At 59.7% G+C, this 15332-nt stretch carries 15 protein-coding genes and 1 pseudogene; 9 read left to right on the forward strand and 7 right to left on the reverse strand.

The genetic code is table 11. The features are described from left to right. Positions 1-17 precede the first annotated feature (17 nt). From ACZ1G7_RS13380 to ACZ1G7_RS13400, 5 genes are all read left to right on the forward strand, one after another. The gene (locus tag ACZ1G7_RS13380) at positions 18-314 is read left to right on the forward strand and encodes a hypothetical protein (RefSeq protein ID WP_472659885.1); all 297 of its coding nucleotides are present in this window, start codon (positions 18-20) and stop codon (positions 312-314) included. After that, positions 311-1438: a magnesium-protoporphyrin IX monomethyl ester (oxidative) cyclase gene (gene acsF / locus ACZ1G7_RS13385; protein WP_472659886.1), complete on the forward strand. Its 1128-nt coding sequence runs from the start codon at positions 311-313 to the stop codon at positions 1436-1438. Before ACZ1G7_RS13380 ends, acsF begins: the two co-directional genes overlap by 4 nt. Continuing rightward, positions 1438-2238 carry a putative photosynthetic complex assembly protein PuhE gene (gene puhE / locus ACZ1G7_RS13390; protein WP_472659887.1) on the forward strand — a complete coding sequence of 267 codons (801 nt, stop codon included), beginning with the start codon at positions 1438-1440 and terminating at the stop codon, positions 2236-2238. The genes acsF and puhE overlap by 1 nt, the downstream gene beginning before the upstream one ends. Next, positions 2228-3442 (forward strand): 5-aminolevulinate synthase, encoded by a 1215-nt coding sequence (gene hemA, locus ACZ1G7_RS13395; RefSeq protein ID WP_472659888.1) that lies wholly within the window; start codon positions 2228-2230, stop codon positions 3440-3442. The genes puhE and hemA overlap by 11 nt, the downstream gene beginning before the upstream one ends. Positions 3443-3504: 62 nt before the next feature. After that, complete coding sequence (locus ACZ1G7_RS13400; protein WP_472659889.1) at positions 3505-3900, forward strand: ACT domain-containing protein; 396 nt, start codon at positions 3505-3507, stop codon at positions 3898-3900. Positions 3901-3925: 25 nt separating this feature from the next. Here the strand turns inward: ACZ1G7_RS13400 and hemC are convergent, their stop codons facing one another. Next, entirely contained in the window at positions 3926-4876 is a 951-nt protein-coding gene (gene hemC / locus ACZ1G7_RS13405) for a hydroxymethylbilane synthase (protein ID WP_472659890.1), read from the reverse strand. A gap of 100 nt (positions 4877-4976) precedes the next feature. On the opposite strand from hemC, the gene hemE reads away from it, so the two are divergent. Further along, the gene (hemE, locus tag ACZ1G7_RS13410; protein WP_472659891.1) at positions 4977-6011 is read left to right on the forward strand and encodes a uroporphyrinogen decarboxylase; all 1035 of its coding nucleotides are present in this window, start codon (positions 4977-4979) and stop codon (positions 6009-6011) included. Between the two features lie 135 nt (positions 6012-6146). Here the strand turns inward: hemE and hemF are convergent, their stop codons facing one another. The 5 genes from hemF to crtA all read right to left on the reverse strand — a co-directional run bounded on the left by hemF (position 6147) and on the right by crtA (position 11298). Further along, entirely contained in the window at positions 6147-7016 is an 870-nt protein-coding gene (hemF, locus tag ACZ1G7_RS13415) for an oxygen-dependent coproporphyrinogen oxidase (protein WP_472659892.1), read from the reverse strand. An 84-nt stretch (positions 7017-7100) separates the two neighbouring features. After that, positions 7101-7922, reverse strand: a complete 822-nt coding sequence (bchO, locus tag ACZ1G7_RS13420; RefSeq protein ID WP_472659893.1) for an alpha/beta fold hydrolase BchO — start codon at positions 7920-7922, stop codon at positions 7101-7103. A 36-nt stretch (positions 7923-7958) separates the two neighbouring features. Then, on the reverse strand, positions 7959-9590 hold the full coding sequence (locus tag ACZ1G7_RS13425; RefSeq protein WP_472659894.1) for a magnesium chelatase subunit D: 1632 nt from the start codon (positions 9588-9590) through the stop codon (positions 7959-7961). Next, positions 9590-10597: a magnesium chelatase ATPase subunit I gene (gene bchI, locus ACZ1G7_RS13430; protein ID WP_472659895.1), complete on the reverse strand. Its 1008-nt coding sequence runs from the start codon at positions 10595-10597 to the stop codon at positions 9590-9592. Before bchI ends, ACZ1G7_RS13425 begins: the two co-directional genes overlap by 1 nt. Then, positions 10594-11298 carry a spheroidene monooxygenase gene (gene crtA, locus ACZ1G7_RS13435; RefSeq protein ID WP_472659896.1) on the reverse strand — a complete coding sequence of 235 codons (705 nt, stop codon included), beginning with the start codon at positions 11296-11298 and terminating at the stop codon, positions 10594-10596. The genes bchI and crtA overlap by 4 nt, the downstream gene beginning before the upstream one ends. A 123-nt stretch (positions 11299-11421) precedes the next feature. On the opposite strand from crtA, the pseudogene ACZ1G7_RS13440 reads away from it, so the two are divergent. The 3 genes and pseudogenes from ACZ1G7_RS13440 to tspO all read left to right on the forward strand — a co-directional run bounded on the left by ACZ1G7_RS13440 (position 11422) and on the right by tspO (position 14489). Next, positions 11422-12970, forward strand: a pseudogene (locus ACZ1G7_RS13440) (phytoene desaturase). Next, positions 12967-13989: a 15-cis-phytoene synthase gene (gene crtB / locus ACZ1G7_RS13445; protein ID WP_472659897.1), complete on the forward strand. Its 1023-nt coding sequence runs from the start codon at positions 12967-12969 to the stop codon at positions 13987-13989. Before ACZ1G7_RS13440 ends, crtB begins: the two are co-directional and overlap by 4 nt. Before the next feature lie 20 nt (positions 13990-14009). Then, positions 14010-14489 carry a tryptophan-rich sensory protein TspO gene (gene tspO / locus ACZ1G7_RS13450; protein WP_472659898.1) on the forward strand — a complete coding sequence of 160 codons (480 nt, stop codon included), beginning with the start codon at positions 14010-14012 and terminating at the stop codon, positions 14487-14489. Here the strand turns inward: tspO and crtC are convergent. Beyond that, complete coding sequence (crtC, locus tag ACZ1G7_RS13455) at positions 14486-15322, reverse strand: carotenoid 1,2-hydratase (RefSeq protein ID WP_472663734.1); 837 nt, start codon at positions 15320-15322, stop codon at positions 14486-14488. The genes tspO and crtC overlap by 4 nt on opposite strands. Positions 15323-15332: the final 10 nt, after the last annotated feature.

A 15332-nucleotide genomic window follows, 5' to 3' on the forward strand; every position in this document is an offset into this window, starting at 1 on the left:
TTGAAAGGGACTTCGAAATGGGACTGATAACGCGAACCAAGGAAACCGCACCTTGCGAGGTGACGATCTCGCACCGGTTTGAAGAGCTGTCTGCGCATGTGAAATTCCTCAACGGGGCGGTCGTGAACCCCGGCGATTCAGTCTTGGTCCACGGGGCCGAGATCATGGCCCCCTACGGCGAAGTGGTTGTCGAGCCGCGCACCGCCACCATCACGCGGGCCTCATGGATTGAACGCCAATGGACCCGCTGGACCGGCGATTTCGAATTTATGGAGCTGTGCGAATTCAGCTTCAGCGAAGAGGTGCTGTCATGAACAAGCCAACACATTCCGCCTTCGCCAACACCGCTGAAGAAGCCATCGCCGCGCAGGATGCTTTGGACGGGCCAGAAATGACCTCGGAAATGGCCACCGAAGTCGCGATGCAGAACACGCTGCTGACCCCGCGTTTCTATACGACTGATTTTGATGAGATGGACGCGATCGACGTCTCCCCCGTTCGCGAAGACTGGGACAAGCTCATTGCAGGTATGAAGGCCGATCCGAACAAGGGCCATTTCAAGAAAAACGATGACTGGGATGCCAATTGGGAGGGGATGGATCCCGCCCTGAAAGCGGAATTCATCGATTTCCTGATCTCATCCTGCACCGCCGAATTCTCCGGCTGCGTGCTGTACAAAGAAATGAAGCGTCGTGGCTCGAACACTGATATCACCACTCTCTTCCAGCTGATGGCGCGGGACGAGGCACGCCATGCGGGCTTCATCAATGACGCGCTGCGTGAGGCGGGCATCCGGGTAAATCTGGGCTTCCTGACCCAGCAGAAGAAATACACCTATTTCCGCCCGAAATTCATCTATTACGCGACCTATCTATCCGAAAAGATCGGCTATGCGCGCTACATCACCATCTTCCGTCATCTCGAACAGAACCCGGACAAGCGGTTCCACCCAATTTTCCAGTGGTTCCGCGAATGGTGCAATGATGAGTTTTCGCATGGCGAAGCCTTCGCGCTGCTGATGAAAACCGATCCGGCGCTGACGGAAAGCCGCGTCAACAAAATGTGGATCAAGTTCTTCCTGACGGCGGTCTATTCCACCATGTGGGTGCGCGACCACCAGCGCCCGTTGTTCCATGATGCACTTGGCGTCGACGTGACATGGTACGGCCAAGAAGTGTTCCGCAAGACGTCGGAAATCTCCAAGCAGGTCTTCCCCTTCACGCTGGATATTGACCACCCCCGCTGGCGGCCAAATCTCGACCGGATGGAAGCGGCCTCGCGCCAAGTCGCCAAGGGCAAGGAAGAGGGCGGCATCGGCGGCACAGCTATTCGTCTGGCTGGCATGGCCAAGGCGGCTGTCGCCTTTGTCTCGATCCTGACCATTCCGGCAATTCACCATAAAGTGCCCGAAAGCCCCGTGATGGAGCCCGCATACTGATGATGGCCTCCCCCTGGATAGCCGCGATTTTCGCAGTGTTCGCCTGGTGGTTCTTCACCGGGGCGATCCTGCTGATCGTGCGCAGGTCCGATGGGGGCAAAGCCGTCGCGCATGCACGTTCCGTGTTTCTAAGCGTGCCAGTGGCGGCTTTGGGCTTTGCGGGTCTGGTCGTGTCTCAGGCGGACATGACGTTGACCAATGTCTACATTTCCTTCCTGTCGGTCTTGTTGATCTGGGGCTGGATCGAATTGGCCTTTCTCGCCGGTATCATCACCGGGCCGGAACGCCGCGATTGCCCACCCGGCCTGACAGGCATGGCGCGCTTCACCCGCGCCTGGAATACCGTGGCCCATCACGAACTGCTCTTGTTCGCGACGCTGCTTATCATCGTGCTGCTGTCCACCGGCGCCGAAAATACGTTTGGTATGTGGGTCTATCTGGTGCTGTTCGTGGCCCGCATCTCCGCCAAGCTGAACCTGTTTTTCGGGGTGCCGCGGATCAATACCGAATTCGTGCCGCTGCCTTTGCAGCATATCAAATCCTATTTCCGCCAAGGTGGCCTCACCTTCGCATTCCCGGTTGGTGTCACCGTGTTGACGCTCGCCTCGGCCTGTTTTCTCGAACGCACGCTTGCGTCGGAAACCGCGCCCTTCATCGTAGGCTTCGCCCTGCTCACCGCCCTCAGCCTGCTTGCCGCAATCGAGCATTGGCTGATGGTCGTCCCACTGCCCGACGCAAAGCTCTGGCGCTGGATGCTTCCCGCGCCCACTCTACCACAGGATAAAACCCATGAACTTTGATGCGCTTTTCAATGCCCAGCTCGACGCCCTGAAAGAAGAGGGAAATTACCGCTACTTCGCGGAGCTTGAGCGAAAATGCGGCAAGTTCCCCCTCTGCGCCAACCATGTCGACGGCGAACAGCGCGACGTCACCGTCTGGTGTTCGAACGACTACCTCGGCATGGGCCAGAACCCAATTGTGATCGACGCGATGGTCGAGGCCGTGCAGCGCACCGGCACCGGCGCGGGCGGCACGCGCAACATCTCGGGCACCAACCACGACCACCTGTTGCTGGAGGCGGAACTCGCCGACCTGCACCAAAAGGAAGCAGCCCTCCTGTTCACCTCCGGCTACGTGTCCAACTGGGCGGCATTGTCCACGCTAGGCAGCCGCCTGGAAAACTGCGTGATCTTGTCCGACGCCGGCAACCACGCCTCCATGATCGAAGGCATCCGCCACTCCCGCGCCGACAAGGTGCTGTGGAAGCACAATGATGTGGCCGATCTGGAGGCCAAGCTCGCAGCCCTCCCCGCAAACGTCCCAAAGATCGTGGCCTTTGAGAGCGTCTATTCCATGGACGGCGACATCGCCCCGATCCGCGAAATCGTCGAGGTCGCCGAGAAATACGGCGCCATGACCTATCTTGATGAGGTCCACGGCGTCGGCCTTTACGGCCCCCGCGGCGCGGGCGTGGCCGAACAAGAAGGCCTGATGGACCGCATCACATTGATCGAAGGCACGCTCGGCAAAGCCTTCGGCGTGGTCGGCGGCTACATCACCGGCTCTGCCGCGCTCTGCGATTTCATCCGCAGTTTTGCCTCCGGCTTCATCTTCACCACCGCGCTGCCACCCGCCGTGGCCGCCGCCGCAAAAACCTCCATCGCGCATCTCAAGCAATCCGATGCGGAGCGTATGCGGCAACGCCAACAGGTCGCCAAGCTGCGCGACGGGCTCGACCGCGCGGGCATCCCGCATATGATGAATGACAGCCATATCGTGCCGGTGATGATCAAGGATCCGGTCAAAACCAAAATGCTGGCGGATTACCTGATGGATGAATGGGGCATCTACGTCCAACCTATCAACTACCCGACCGTCCCAAAGGGAACTGAACGCCTGCGCTTCACCCCCTCACCTTTGCATTCCGACGATGACATCGCGCATCTTCTGACCGCGCTCACCGTGTTGTGGAAGCAATGCGCCATCGCGCATGCCGTGGCCTAACCTAGACAACGCCTTTGGCGCGCCAGCCGCGTGCCGCAAAACGCAGCGCAGGGATTGCCAGAATGAATGGTGAGACAAATCTCGACGTCTTGATTGCGTCGATGTCTGCGACTCTTGTCGACGGGTTATACGTCTTTGCAACAGTTCCGCCCGGTCAGAAAACCCCCGACATCGCCCCGCGCATGGCTTTCACGGAGGCGGAAGGCACGACCTACATCCTCCTGAAATCAGAAGCGGACGCGCTCAATCTCACATATGACTTCCCGTGCCGGATGATCACGTTGAACATTCATTCCTCGCTTGACGCGGTCGGCTTCATGGCCCGCATCGCGACGGAACTTGCCAAGCACGATATGGGCGTGAACCCGGTGTCGGGATACTTCCACGATCATTTGTTTGTCCCCGATGGCAGGCAGAGGGACGCGATGCGCGTTCTGAACGAGATGTCGAACTCTTAACCGGCTTTGCCAGCGGTCAGCTTTCTCAGCTAAGCCGCCATTCAAAGAAACTGGGTCCGGCTTGCTTCAACAGCTTCCGCGCCATTTCGCGCCCGGCCTCGGCGCCGTCTTCCACCGCGCAGCTCATATCGTCGTCAATTGATTCCGACCCGTCTGGCCGCAATACCTCGCCGCGCAGGCGCATGGCGGTGCCGTTCAGCTCTGACAACCCGGCAATTGGCGTCTCGCACGACCCGTCCAGTTCCGCCAAAAACGCGCGTTCCGCTGCCAGCTGCTGGCCGGTCGGTCCGTCATGGATCGCCGCCAGCATGTCTGCCGCGCGCGTATCGTTTTCGCGCCGTTCGATCCCAATCGCGCCTTGGGCGACGGCAGGCAGCATGTCCTCTACCTCAATCGCGGATTTCGGCACCTCGTCCATTTTCAGCCGGTTCAGCCCGGCCATGGCCAGAAATGTCGCCTCTGCCACGCCGTCCTCCAGCTTCTTCAGGCGCGTCTGCAAATTGCCGCGAAACTCCACCACCTCCAGATCGGGCCGCCGCAGCTTCAACTGCGCTTTGCGTCTTAAAGAAGATGTGCCCACGACAGTGCCCGCTGCCAGTTCAGACAGCCCACCTGCGCGCGGCGAAATAAATGCGTCGCGCACATCTTCGCGCGGCAAATAGGTGTCCAACAGCAACCCGTCCGGCTGCACCGTCGGCATGTCCTTCATCGAATGCACGGCGATGTCGATGCGCCCCGACAGCATATCGTCCTCAATCTCGCGGGTGAACAGCCCCTTGCCGCCGATTTCCTTGAGGGGCCGGTCAATGATCTTGTCGCCGGTGGTTTTGATCACCACTATCTCGAACGCCTCAAAGGGCAGATCGAAGGCTTTCGCCAGCCTTTCGCGCGTCTCATAGGCCTGCGCCAAAGCAAGCGGAGATCCACGGGTACCGATGTTCAAAGGCTTGGCGGGGCTGGGCAATTCATAACTCATAACAACCTTGTTAATGCTGTAAATCTAGCCTGACAACTCTTGTGTCGCGCTTCATGAAAAAGCATGATGGGCAGGCAATTTAGACAGGACCTGCGCCGCTATGACAAAAGACAAAACCATCCTCCGGGCTCTTGCTGGCGAGACGCTTGATACACCCCCCATCTGGATGATGCGCCAGGCCGGTCGCTACCTGCCCGAATATCGCGCCACCCGCGCTGAAGCCGGTGATTTCCTGTCGCTCTGCTACAATTCAGAACTGGCCGCTGAGGTCACATTGCAGCCAATCCGCCGCTACGGGTTTGATGCCTCGATCCTGTTTGCCGACATCCTTCTGGTCCCGCAGGCTTTGGGCGCCGATCTGTGGTTTGTCACCGGCGAAGGCCCGCGCCTGTCGACCATCACCACGGCGGATGAGCTGGCCAAACTGAAACCCGCCGATGATATCCACGACCACCTCGCGCCGGTCTATGAGACGGTCAAAATCCTGTCGCGTGAATTGCCGTCGGAAACCACGCTGATCGGCTTCGCGGGCGCGCCATGGACCGTCGCCACCTATATGATCGCGGGGCAAGGCACGCCTGATCAGGGCCCGGCCCATGCGCTGAAGGCGGAAAACCGCGCCGTGTTCGACGGGCTGATGGACCGTATCACACAGGCTACCATCGCCTATATGTCCAAACAGATCGAGGCCGGGGCCGAGGTTATCAAAATCTTCGACAGCTGGGCCGGGTCTCTGACAGGCGCGGACTTTGCCGATTATTCCATAAAACCCATGCAGCAAATCACCGCCGCCCTGAAAGAAAAGCACCCCGACGTGCCAATCATCGCTTTCCCGCGCGGCGCGGGCGAAAAATATGTCGACGCGCATGCGGCGATCGGCGCTGATTGCATTGCTGTGGATGACGGGGTGGACGCGGCATGGGTCGCCGACTATGTGCAGCCCGGCGGCTGCGTGCAGGGCAATCTCAAATCATCTCACATGGTCACCGGCGGCGACGCGCTCGTCTCCGAGACGCGCCGCATCGTGGGTGCGCTTAAGGGCGGTCCCCATATTTTCAACTTGGGCCATGGGATCACACCCGACGCCGATCCCGAAAATGTTCAACTGATGATCGACACAGTGCGCGGCGGTTAGGGCGTCATTGTTTTAAAAATATTCCGGGGAAGGCGCAGCCTGGGGCAGAGCCCCAAGCAACGGTTACTATCCGGTAAACAAAATTCGATCATCTTGTCAAAACAAGGTGTTACAGGATTCCCCGCATGCGGGGAATCACACCCATTTCGCCAAAGGCGGTAAGCTCATCAGCACCGCATTCGCATCATGGCCGGTTTCCAGCCCGAATTTCGTACCCCGATCATAGACCAGATTATACTCCGCATAGAGCCCGCGATGGACCAGCTGCGCGTGCTTTTCATCCTCCCCCCAAGGATCAGGATGCCGCTTGTCGACCAGCGGGACATAGGCCGGCAGGAAGGCTGATCCGACATCCTGGGTCAGCTTGAAATCCGCCTCCCAATCGCCCGTGTTGCGGTCATCATAAAAGATGCCCCCCACCCCGCGCGCCCGGTGGCGGTGCGGGATATAGAAATACTCGTCTGCCCAGGCTTTCAACTCGTCATACAGCCCGTCCCCATGCGGATCGCAAGCGCGCTTCATCTCGGCGTGGAAATGCGCGGTATCCTCGTCAAATTCCAAACACGGGTTCAAATCCGCCCCGCCGCCAAACCACCACGCATGCGGCGTCCAGAACATCCGCGTGTTCATATGCACCGCCGGCGCGTTCGGATTTTGCATATGCGCCACCAGCGAGATACCCGACGCCCAGAACCGCGGATCATCCTTCATCCCCGGAATACCTTTGCGCGCGGCCATGGCCATCTGCGCCCGCTCGCCCAGCGTGCCGTAAACGGTGGAAATATTGACGCCGACTTTCTCAAAAACGGTGCCGCCGCGCATGACGCTCATCTCGCCGCCACCCGCATCTGATCCATCCTCCGCCGTGCGTTTGGTCTTGGACACCTCAACGCGCCCCGACCCGCCATGGCGGTCTTCAAGCGCGTGGAATTCCGCCACGATCTGGTCGCGCAAGCTGCGGAACCAATCGGAGGCGCGGGTTTTCTCAGTTTCAAACTCGGTCATTCTGTCCAACATGTCATTCGTCTCATCGCTGTTCATCTTGTCGCATATCTATGGCGCGGCGCCACGGGTTTTCCTTGATCCACATCAAGCCGCCAGAAATGTCGTGATCGGCCTCAACACCGCGTCGGCATCTTCTTCGTGGGCCAAATGCCCCAACCCTGCGATCTCCACATAGCTGGCGTTTGGCATCTCGCGGGCGACCTCGGCTGAGGTTCTGGCAGGAACGGTCTTGTCGTTGCTTCCCGTGATCAAAAGCGTGCGCGCCATGTTCGAGCCGAGGCGTGACAGCAACCCATCCAAGCTCCACTGCGCCATCATCGAAAGCGCCCCATCGACATGCGCCCGGTCGCTGACCAAAGCGCGGTAATGGCGTATTTCGGTGTTTGATAGGTTTGATCCGGTGCTGTCGATCAGGCGTGTGACCGATCCGGGTCGGGAGGTGGAGGCCGTGAACATGCGCGTCACCCCCGGCACCGCAGCAAGCGCCCTGGCCATGATCGGAAACAGCATGCCCGCCAGTCCTTTGAAATTGCCCAAAGCCGCGTTGATCCCGACAATGCGCGGGATGGGCTGCATGTCTTCGGCCATCCGCAGTGCGATTGCGGCGCCAGCGGAATGCCCGATGATGGCGACCGGTTTCCAACCTTCTTGATCGCAGAGGCGCCGCAGATCCTCGCTCATTTCATCCAAACCGCAGCGGCGTTGCGCGCCCAGTTTGGTGAAGCCTTGCCCCGGCAGGTCAATGGCAATGGCGCGGTGATTTTTGGCCAGCTTTGGCATCAAATGGCGCCAGCTTTGGGTGGCCCCGCCCGCGCCATGGATCAGCAGTAACAGAGGCCCTTCGCCCAGCTCTTGCACATGCCATTTATGTGGTTTGCACAGCACAAAGCGCGAATGCTCAGACATCGGCCAGTCGTCTTTGTGGCGCGCCCAATCCACGGATCAGCTGTCCATCGCTTCGGTCACGGCGGCGGACAGTTTGCTCGCATCGGCGCGTGGCATTGCAATGTAGTGACCGCCCATACTGCTTGCGAGCTTTGCAAGCGCCGCCTCCGGGCGGTTGCCGGTGTCTATTATCAATGCGTCCACGCCATTCCTGCGCAAGGCCTGCGCCATGGTCTCGGCGTCTTCGCCTGCCTTTTGCCTGTCGGCGCTGCCGTCCAGTGCGATATTACTGCGCCCATCGGTGAGCAATACCACCGTCGGTGTCAGGCCCTTACGGGCGGCAATATCTGCCATATTCATCGCGGCGTTCAGCCCCGCTGCCGTTGGCGTGCCGCCGCCGCCGGGCAGGTCCGCCAAGCGGCGCTTGGTTTGAACCAGTGAGCGTGTGGGCGGCAAAAGCACGTCCGCCTCAGTGCCGCGAAAGGCGATCAAGGCGACATGATCGCGGCGGGCATAGGCCTCGGACAGCAACAGTTCGACCGCGCCCTTGGCCTCGCCCAACCGTGCCAATGCGGCGGAGCCGGAGGCGTCAACCGTGAAAATCAGCAGCCGATCGGACAGCTCTTTGTAGCGTTTTGCGCGCAAATCCTCGGGGCGGATGATCGCGCCGGTGCGGTCCGGTTGCGCCTGTTTGCGTATCTTTTGCCACGGGATCGCCGCGCGCAGGGTCGCCATCAAATCAACGCGCGCATCTGATTTGGCGCGGGTCTGCCGTGCGGGCATCGGGCGCCCCCGCCTGTTTCCGATCTTGCTTTTGCCGGAGCCCGCGCCTTGCGCCTGACGCGCAGCGCCGCTTTGAAGCTGGGCCAAAAGCCCGTCCGGCAACGCCGCTTTCACGGCATCGAGCAGGATCTCTTCCGGGATCTCAAACCCTTGGGACGTCTGCAGATCGCTTTGTTCTGGCGCATCGCCTGTTTGGTCCTCTGGTTCCGCTGGGAACTGCGTTGCGCGCGGCGCCAGGACGAGGGTCACCGCAAGGGTCACGTCATCCTCGGTGATCTCGTTTCGTCCATTCAACGCGGCATGCGCCTGCGCGGCGCGCAATGCGAAATAGGGTGCACGCAGGCTGGAAATGCCCAATTGGACGGCAAGCGTGACGATCTGTTCGCAAAGGGCGTCCGGGATGGCGATCTTGGTCAGCTCGGCCGATGTCGCGTGTTCGGGCGCCTCACTGGTGCCCCCAAACGCGACATCGTTCAGATCAATCTGGAAAGCCAGCCGATCAGAAAGGGCGGCTGCGATCCGCTCGCCCTCGTCGGCCCCTTCATCGAGTGCCAGCACAAGTTGCCCGGTTTTCGCATCGAGCTTTTGGGATAATGCGGTTACGATAGCGGGGTCAGCGCGTTCGGCCATGGGAAGAATTATACAGCGCCCCTTTTGGTCCAGCAGCCCGACGCGCTTAACCAGAGTGCCGCCGCTAAGCGTGGCGGCAAGGTCGAGCCCCCCATGCAGATCCTCATGCGTCATCGCCGGATGCAATCGCGCTTGGGTTGGAAGTTGGGTCTTTGCATGTTGCATAAACCTGTCGCGCACGGGGCCAGCCCGCGCCCGCAGCACTGCACCGCCCAGGCCTTTGGGGTCAATGGCCAGTAATGACAGTGCCGTCAGGCTATGCGCCCAAGCGTCCATCAAGCGCCCAGAACGTCTTCGACAATACGGGTGACGCGGGTGCCGCTTCCCGCATCGTCCAACGGGTCGCGGCGCAGACGATGGCGCAGCGCAAGGCCCGCGACGTCGCGAATATGGGATCGGGTCAGCGCGGTGTCATCGCGGAAGGCGGCATAGGCGCGCGCCGCTTTGAGCAATGTCAGCTCACCGCGTAACCCGTCTGAGCCCAATTTGATGCAAAGCTCCGCCACGTCACGCAGCACCTTTTCTGGCGTTTTCAGCTTGGTTAGAGCCTTTCTTGCCTGCAAAATCTGATCACGCAGCATCGCATCTTCCGCCTGCCAACGAAGCATGAAGGCGGTGTAGTCATTTTCAAACGCGTCGCGGCGTTTGATCACCTCAACCCGTTCATCAATATCGGTAGGGGAGGCTACATCGACCGAAAGCCCGAACCGGTCCAGCAATTGGGGACGCAGCTCACCTTCCTCCGGGTTGCCGGAACCGACCAGAACGAACCGCGCGGCGTGACGGATCGACAGGCCCTCGCGCTCAATCACGTTTTCACCCGACTGTGCGACGTCCAGCAACAGATCAACGATGTGATCTTCCAGCAGATTGACCTCATCAATATAGAGATACCCGCGGTTGGCCTTCGCCAATAGACCCGGCTGAAAAGCCTTTTCACCGCTTGTTAGAGCCTTTTCAATGTCCAGTGCGCCGGTGACACGATCCTCTGACACGCCTAAGGGCAGGTCGACGACAGGGGTTGGGATCGTGTGCGTCGTTTTGGTCTTCACCCCGGCCCATTCGGGACAATCAGCGGCGCGTTCGCTGTTCACGGGGCAGGTTTTGACGGCCTTGATGGGCGGCAAAAGGGCGGCAAGCGCGCGCACGGCGGTAGATTTGCCTGTGCCCCTGTCACCAAAGACCAAAACGCCGCCAATGGACGGGTCCACCGCGGTCAGGATCATCGCGCGTTTCATGTCTGACTGGCCAACGATGGCCGAGAAGGGGAAGGGCTGTTTCATGCACTTTCCAGTGTTTTGAGTGGGGACGTACCATTCCAGCTGCCGTGATCGGCAAGCACATGGAAGCGGGCATAAAGTTCTTCGCGAAACCAGCCCTCATCGCGCACGGCTTGGATCGCTTCTGCGTGGTATCCGGTGCGGGCGAATTGGGCCATTTTCTTTGCGTCGGGCCAGATCGAAAATGTGACCTGGTGCAGCCATGGGACCTCCCCAATGCCGATCTTGAACATGACGTTCGGATCCTTGCCGATCACGCCGGAGATATTCGGCACACGCTGCCAAAACCGCGCCAGGATTGACGGTTTTATGGTTGCGCGAGTGAGCGCTGCCAAGGGGCCATTTTCTGGTGTGTTAGACACTACAAACGGGTTCTTACCGCTCCAATAACCACGCGCTGAACTGGCCGACATGTAGACGGTCCAGTTTTCAATGGCTTTGGCGCGGTAACGCTCAAATATGGCGGCGTTTTCGACCTGCGCGCGTGCTGTTTTCATGTCGGGCCAGGTGGTCAGAATGGCATAGACGCTGGTGTTGGGGATCGGAGTGAATCCCTCGCCCGTGCCAGAGCCGCATAGCTTCCAAAACCCAACCCCCGGCAGGCGGGACATAGCGCCACGTGCAAGACCCATCATCGCAAAGGCCCACCCGCGTGCCGCGACGGTGTCGAAGCGAAAAAAGCTCAGGCAGACGACTTGTGGCATCTTTGTTGGAATCCCTTGGCTGTAAGTCAGAGTTTACACATTTTCGCATGAATGCAAAGAATTCTGACAGTCAATCTGTAAAGCAAACTAGACAGTCTGTTGGTGGATGCGTAGTCTTTTGAAATGAAACAAGACTCAGCTTCCCCGCAGCCCGACAATCGCGCGCTGGTCATTGGTGCCGGTCTGGGTGGGCTTTCCGTTGCGATGCGGCTGGGGGCGAAGGGCTATGACGTTACCGTGCTCGACCGGCTCGACACACCCGGCGGACGCGGCAGCGCGCTGGAACAAGACGGGCACCGCTTCGATCTTGGCCCCACGATTGTTACTGTGCCGCAAGTGTTTGAGGACCTGTGGGAAGCCTGTGGGCTCGATTTTCACAAAGATGTCGACCTACGCCCGCTTGAACCGTTTTACGACATTCGCTGGCCCGATGGCACCAAGTTCAAAGCTTTTCCCGACACGGATCGGATGAAGCAAGAGGTTGCCAAGATCAGCCCTGATGACGTTGCGGGCTACGAAAAATTCCTCAAAGACAGCCAAAAACGCTACGTTCTGGGCTTTGAGGGGATGCTGACGAAGCCCATGCACCGGCTTTGGGAAACCATCAAGGTGCTGCCCGAATTTGCGATGCTGCGCGCGGATACATCAATCTATGGCCTCGCCGCGAAGCGAGGTCAAAAACGAAAAACTGCGCATGGCGCTGTCGTTTCATCCGCTGTTTATCGGCGGCGACCCGATGCATGTGACATCAATGTACGCGCTGGTGGCCTATCTGGAAAAAGAGTTCGGCGTGCATTACGCGATGGGCGGTGTGCAAGCTATTGCAAAGGCCATGGCCGCCGTTATTCGCAGCCAAGGTGGCAAGATCGAATTTGGTGCCGAAGCGGACGAAATTCTAACGTTTAATGGGGCCGCTACTGGGGTCAAACTTACAGATGGACGCCTGTTCGAAGCGCCTTTGGTGGTCAGCAATGCCGATGCCGGCCACACCTATAACCAACTTTTGCGCAACCATAAGCGCAAGCGTTGGACGACCACCAAGCTGGCCAAGAAACGTTGGTCGATGGGGCTTTACGTTTGGTATTTTGGCACCAAAGGCACGGCGCAGGATTGGCCGGATTTGGGGCACCATACGATCCTGAACGGGCAGGGGTTTCAGAGCCTGCTGAAGGAGATTTTCATCAAGGGCAATCTGTCAGATGATATGAGCCTCTATATTCATCGCCCGGCCAAAACCGACCCATCGGTCGCGCCTGAAGGTGATGACACGTTCTACGTTTTGTCGCCCGTTCCGCATCTGGGTTGGAAAAACGCGGTCGATTGGGCGTCTGAGGAGCCACGGTACCGCGACAAGGTTTCAGCTGTGTTAGAGACTGTTATGCCGAGGTTCCGCGACAAGATTTCAACCGAAATGGTGTTTACTCCCGAGACGTTCAAAACCCGCTACCTGTCGCCCCATGGCTGCGGTTTCTCGATCGAGCCGCGCATCCTGCAAAGTGCTTGGTTCCGGCCGCACAATGTCAGTGAGGAGGCGAGGGGCCTCTATCTGGTCGGTGCCGGGACCCATCCGGGCGCGGGTTTGCCGGGCGTCGTTGCAAGCGCCGAAGTTGTCGCGAAAATGGTCCCGGATATGGCGCGCGCGAAGACCGAAATCAGGATGGCCGCTGAATGATTGCGCAAGAAGATCTGGACCATTGCCGGGCGGTGATCCGGACGGGGTCATTGTCGTTTCATGCGGCCTCTAAACTATTGCCGGCAACCGTGCGCGACCCCGCGCTTGCGCTTTATGCGTTCTGCCGTCTGGCCGATGACGAGGTGGACGAGGGCGACCATAAAGCCCGCGCGGTGTTGCAGCTGCAAGAACGGTTGGATTTGGCCTATGCGGGCACGCCGCGCAACGCGCCTGAAGATCGTGCCTTTGCAGCGATCATTGAAGAATTTGATATGCCGCGCGCCTTGCCCGAGGCGCTGTTAGAAGGCCTTGCATGGGACGCCGTCGAGAAGCGTTATGACACGCTGTCAGGTGTGCGGGACTATTCCGCGCGCGTGGCCTCGGCTGTTGGAGCGATGATGTGCGTGTTGATGCGTGTGCGCGACGCGGATGCGCTTGCGCGGGCCTGCGATCTGGGCGTTGCGATGCAGCTGACGAATATCGCGCGTGATGTCGGCGAAGACGCTCGGATGGGCCGGATTTACCTCCCGCTTGACTGGTTGGCGGAGGCGGGCATCGACCCCGCAGCCTTCCTTGAAAACCCACAGGCCACGCCGGCGCTAAAGCGCTGCGTGCGTAAACTGCTGGCCGAAGCGCATAGGCTCTATATCCGGTCCGAGGCGGGCATCGGCGCTTTGCCCGTCGCCGCACGAACAGGGATTTTTGCCGCGCGTTACATCTATGCAGGCATCGGCGGCGCGGTGACGCGCAACGGGTTTGATTCCGTGTCGCAGCGCGCGCGCACGACCAAAGCACAAAAGCTGGCCTTGATCACCAAATCGGCGTTGCGGGCGGGCGGAACAGTCGCATTGCCCAAATCACCGGTGATTTACGCCAAACCACTTCCAGAGGTTGCGTTTTTGGTCGATGCGGCAGCGTCGCACGCACCAAGCGCGCAATCCGGGCGGACAGCCGCGCTTTTAAACATCTTGGCGGAATTGAAAGCGCAGGAAACGCGCAACGGCTTCCCCGCGGAGTAAGAACAGGCTATGCCCTAGGCATGGATATCATGCTTTTCATCATATTTTTCATCACATGCGGCGCAGCCGGGGCAACGGGCGCGGCCTTCCCCCCGGGGGAGTGGTACAAGACCCTAAACAAGCCCAGTTGGACCCCGCCGGACTGGGTGTTCCCGGTCGCATGGACGTCGATTTACTTGCTGATTTCCTTCGCGGGCGCACGTGTCGCGGGGCTTGATGGCAGCGGTTATGCTTTGGCGTTTTGGGCGATGCAGGCCGGGTTCAGCACGCTTTGGACCCCGGTCTTTTTCGGGCTGCGCCGGATGAAAGGCGCTTTGTTTGTCATGGGGCCGCTTTGGCTAGCGGTTTTGGGTGCTACGATCACGCATTTTCAGATCGATACCTGGGCGGGTCTCGCCTTCCTGCCCTATTTGGTCTGGGTCACGGTTGCCGCCGCGCTGAATTTCACGGTTTGGCGGATGAACAAAGACGTGCCGCCGCTGGACCTGTCGAAAATCTAGAACCGCCATTTGGCGCGACGCGGCACGCGCACGGCCAACATCGGCTTCAACAGCGGCTGCGCGTAACGGTCCAGATCCAACGCTTCATGGACGCCTTGCACGCGTTCCCCATTGATCTGCGTTTCCACGACAGAGCGTGAATAAAACGGAGCATCCAGCATCGGTTTGATCTGTCGTGCGGTGGTGCCCGGATCGGCCCGCGTTTCGCGGCGCAAAGCCCAAAGCGTGCGTTTGAACGGCTTGGCGGGCGGCGCGTCGATCATTTGCGCGCGGCCCTGCGGATCAAAGGCAATCGCTGCGTCCAATGCTGTGCCGTCGCGGCGCTTGGCGTCATAAAAACAGGTCGATCCGGCTCCGGTCGGGTAGCGGCCCCAGGTCCAGTAGCTGAAATCTTCTTCCAGGCTGCGGGTGCCAAAATTGGCGTCGAAATAGCCGTGCCCGTCGAATTGCCAGCCCTTGGCTTCTAAATCGACCTTGATGCGCGACGTTGGCGCGAAAGGCCGCCAGACATGCGCGCCATCTTGGGTCAGCGGCAGCTCAACCTCCGTTAGTGCCGATGGCGTCACCGTGATCCGTCCCCGCACGCGTGAGACGAGAGGCAGGGATGAGACCTCATTGATCTCTATCACCAGCTCCGACCCGGTCCAGTGCATCGAGGATGGTCCGACCTGAAAGGTCGTGTCGCTGCGCCTCAGCGCGCTTTCGCCCCGGTCGGTCATCGTGAACCGCCCGCCGGGCCCGTAGGTGGCCACGTTGATGCAGCAGTTATTGGCTGGGTTGCCACGACCTGACCAATGATACCAGGGCGAGAATACGGACCCGATGAAGCCGATGACGGAAACC

The organism is Litoreibacter sp. JB4-2 (assembly GCF_055693445.1).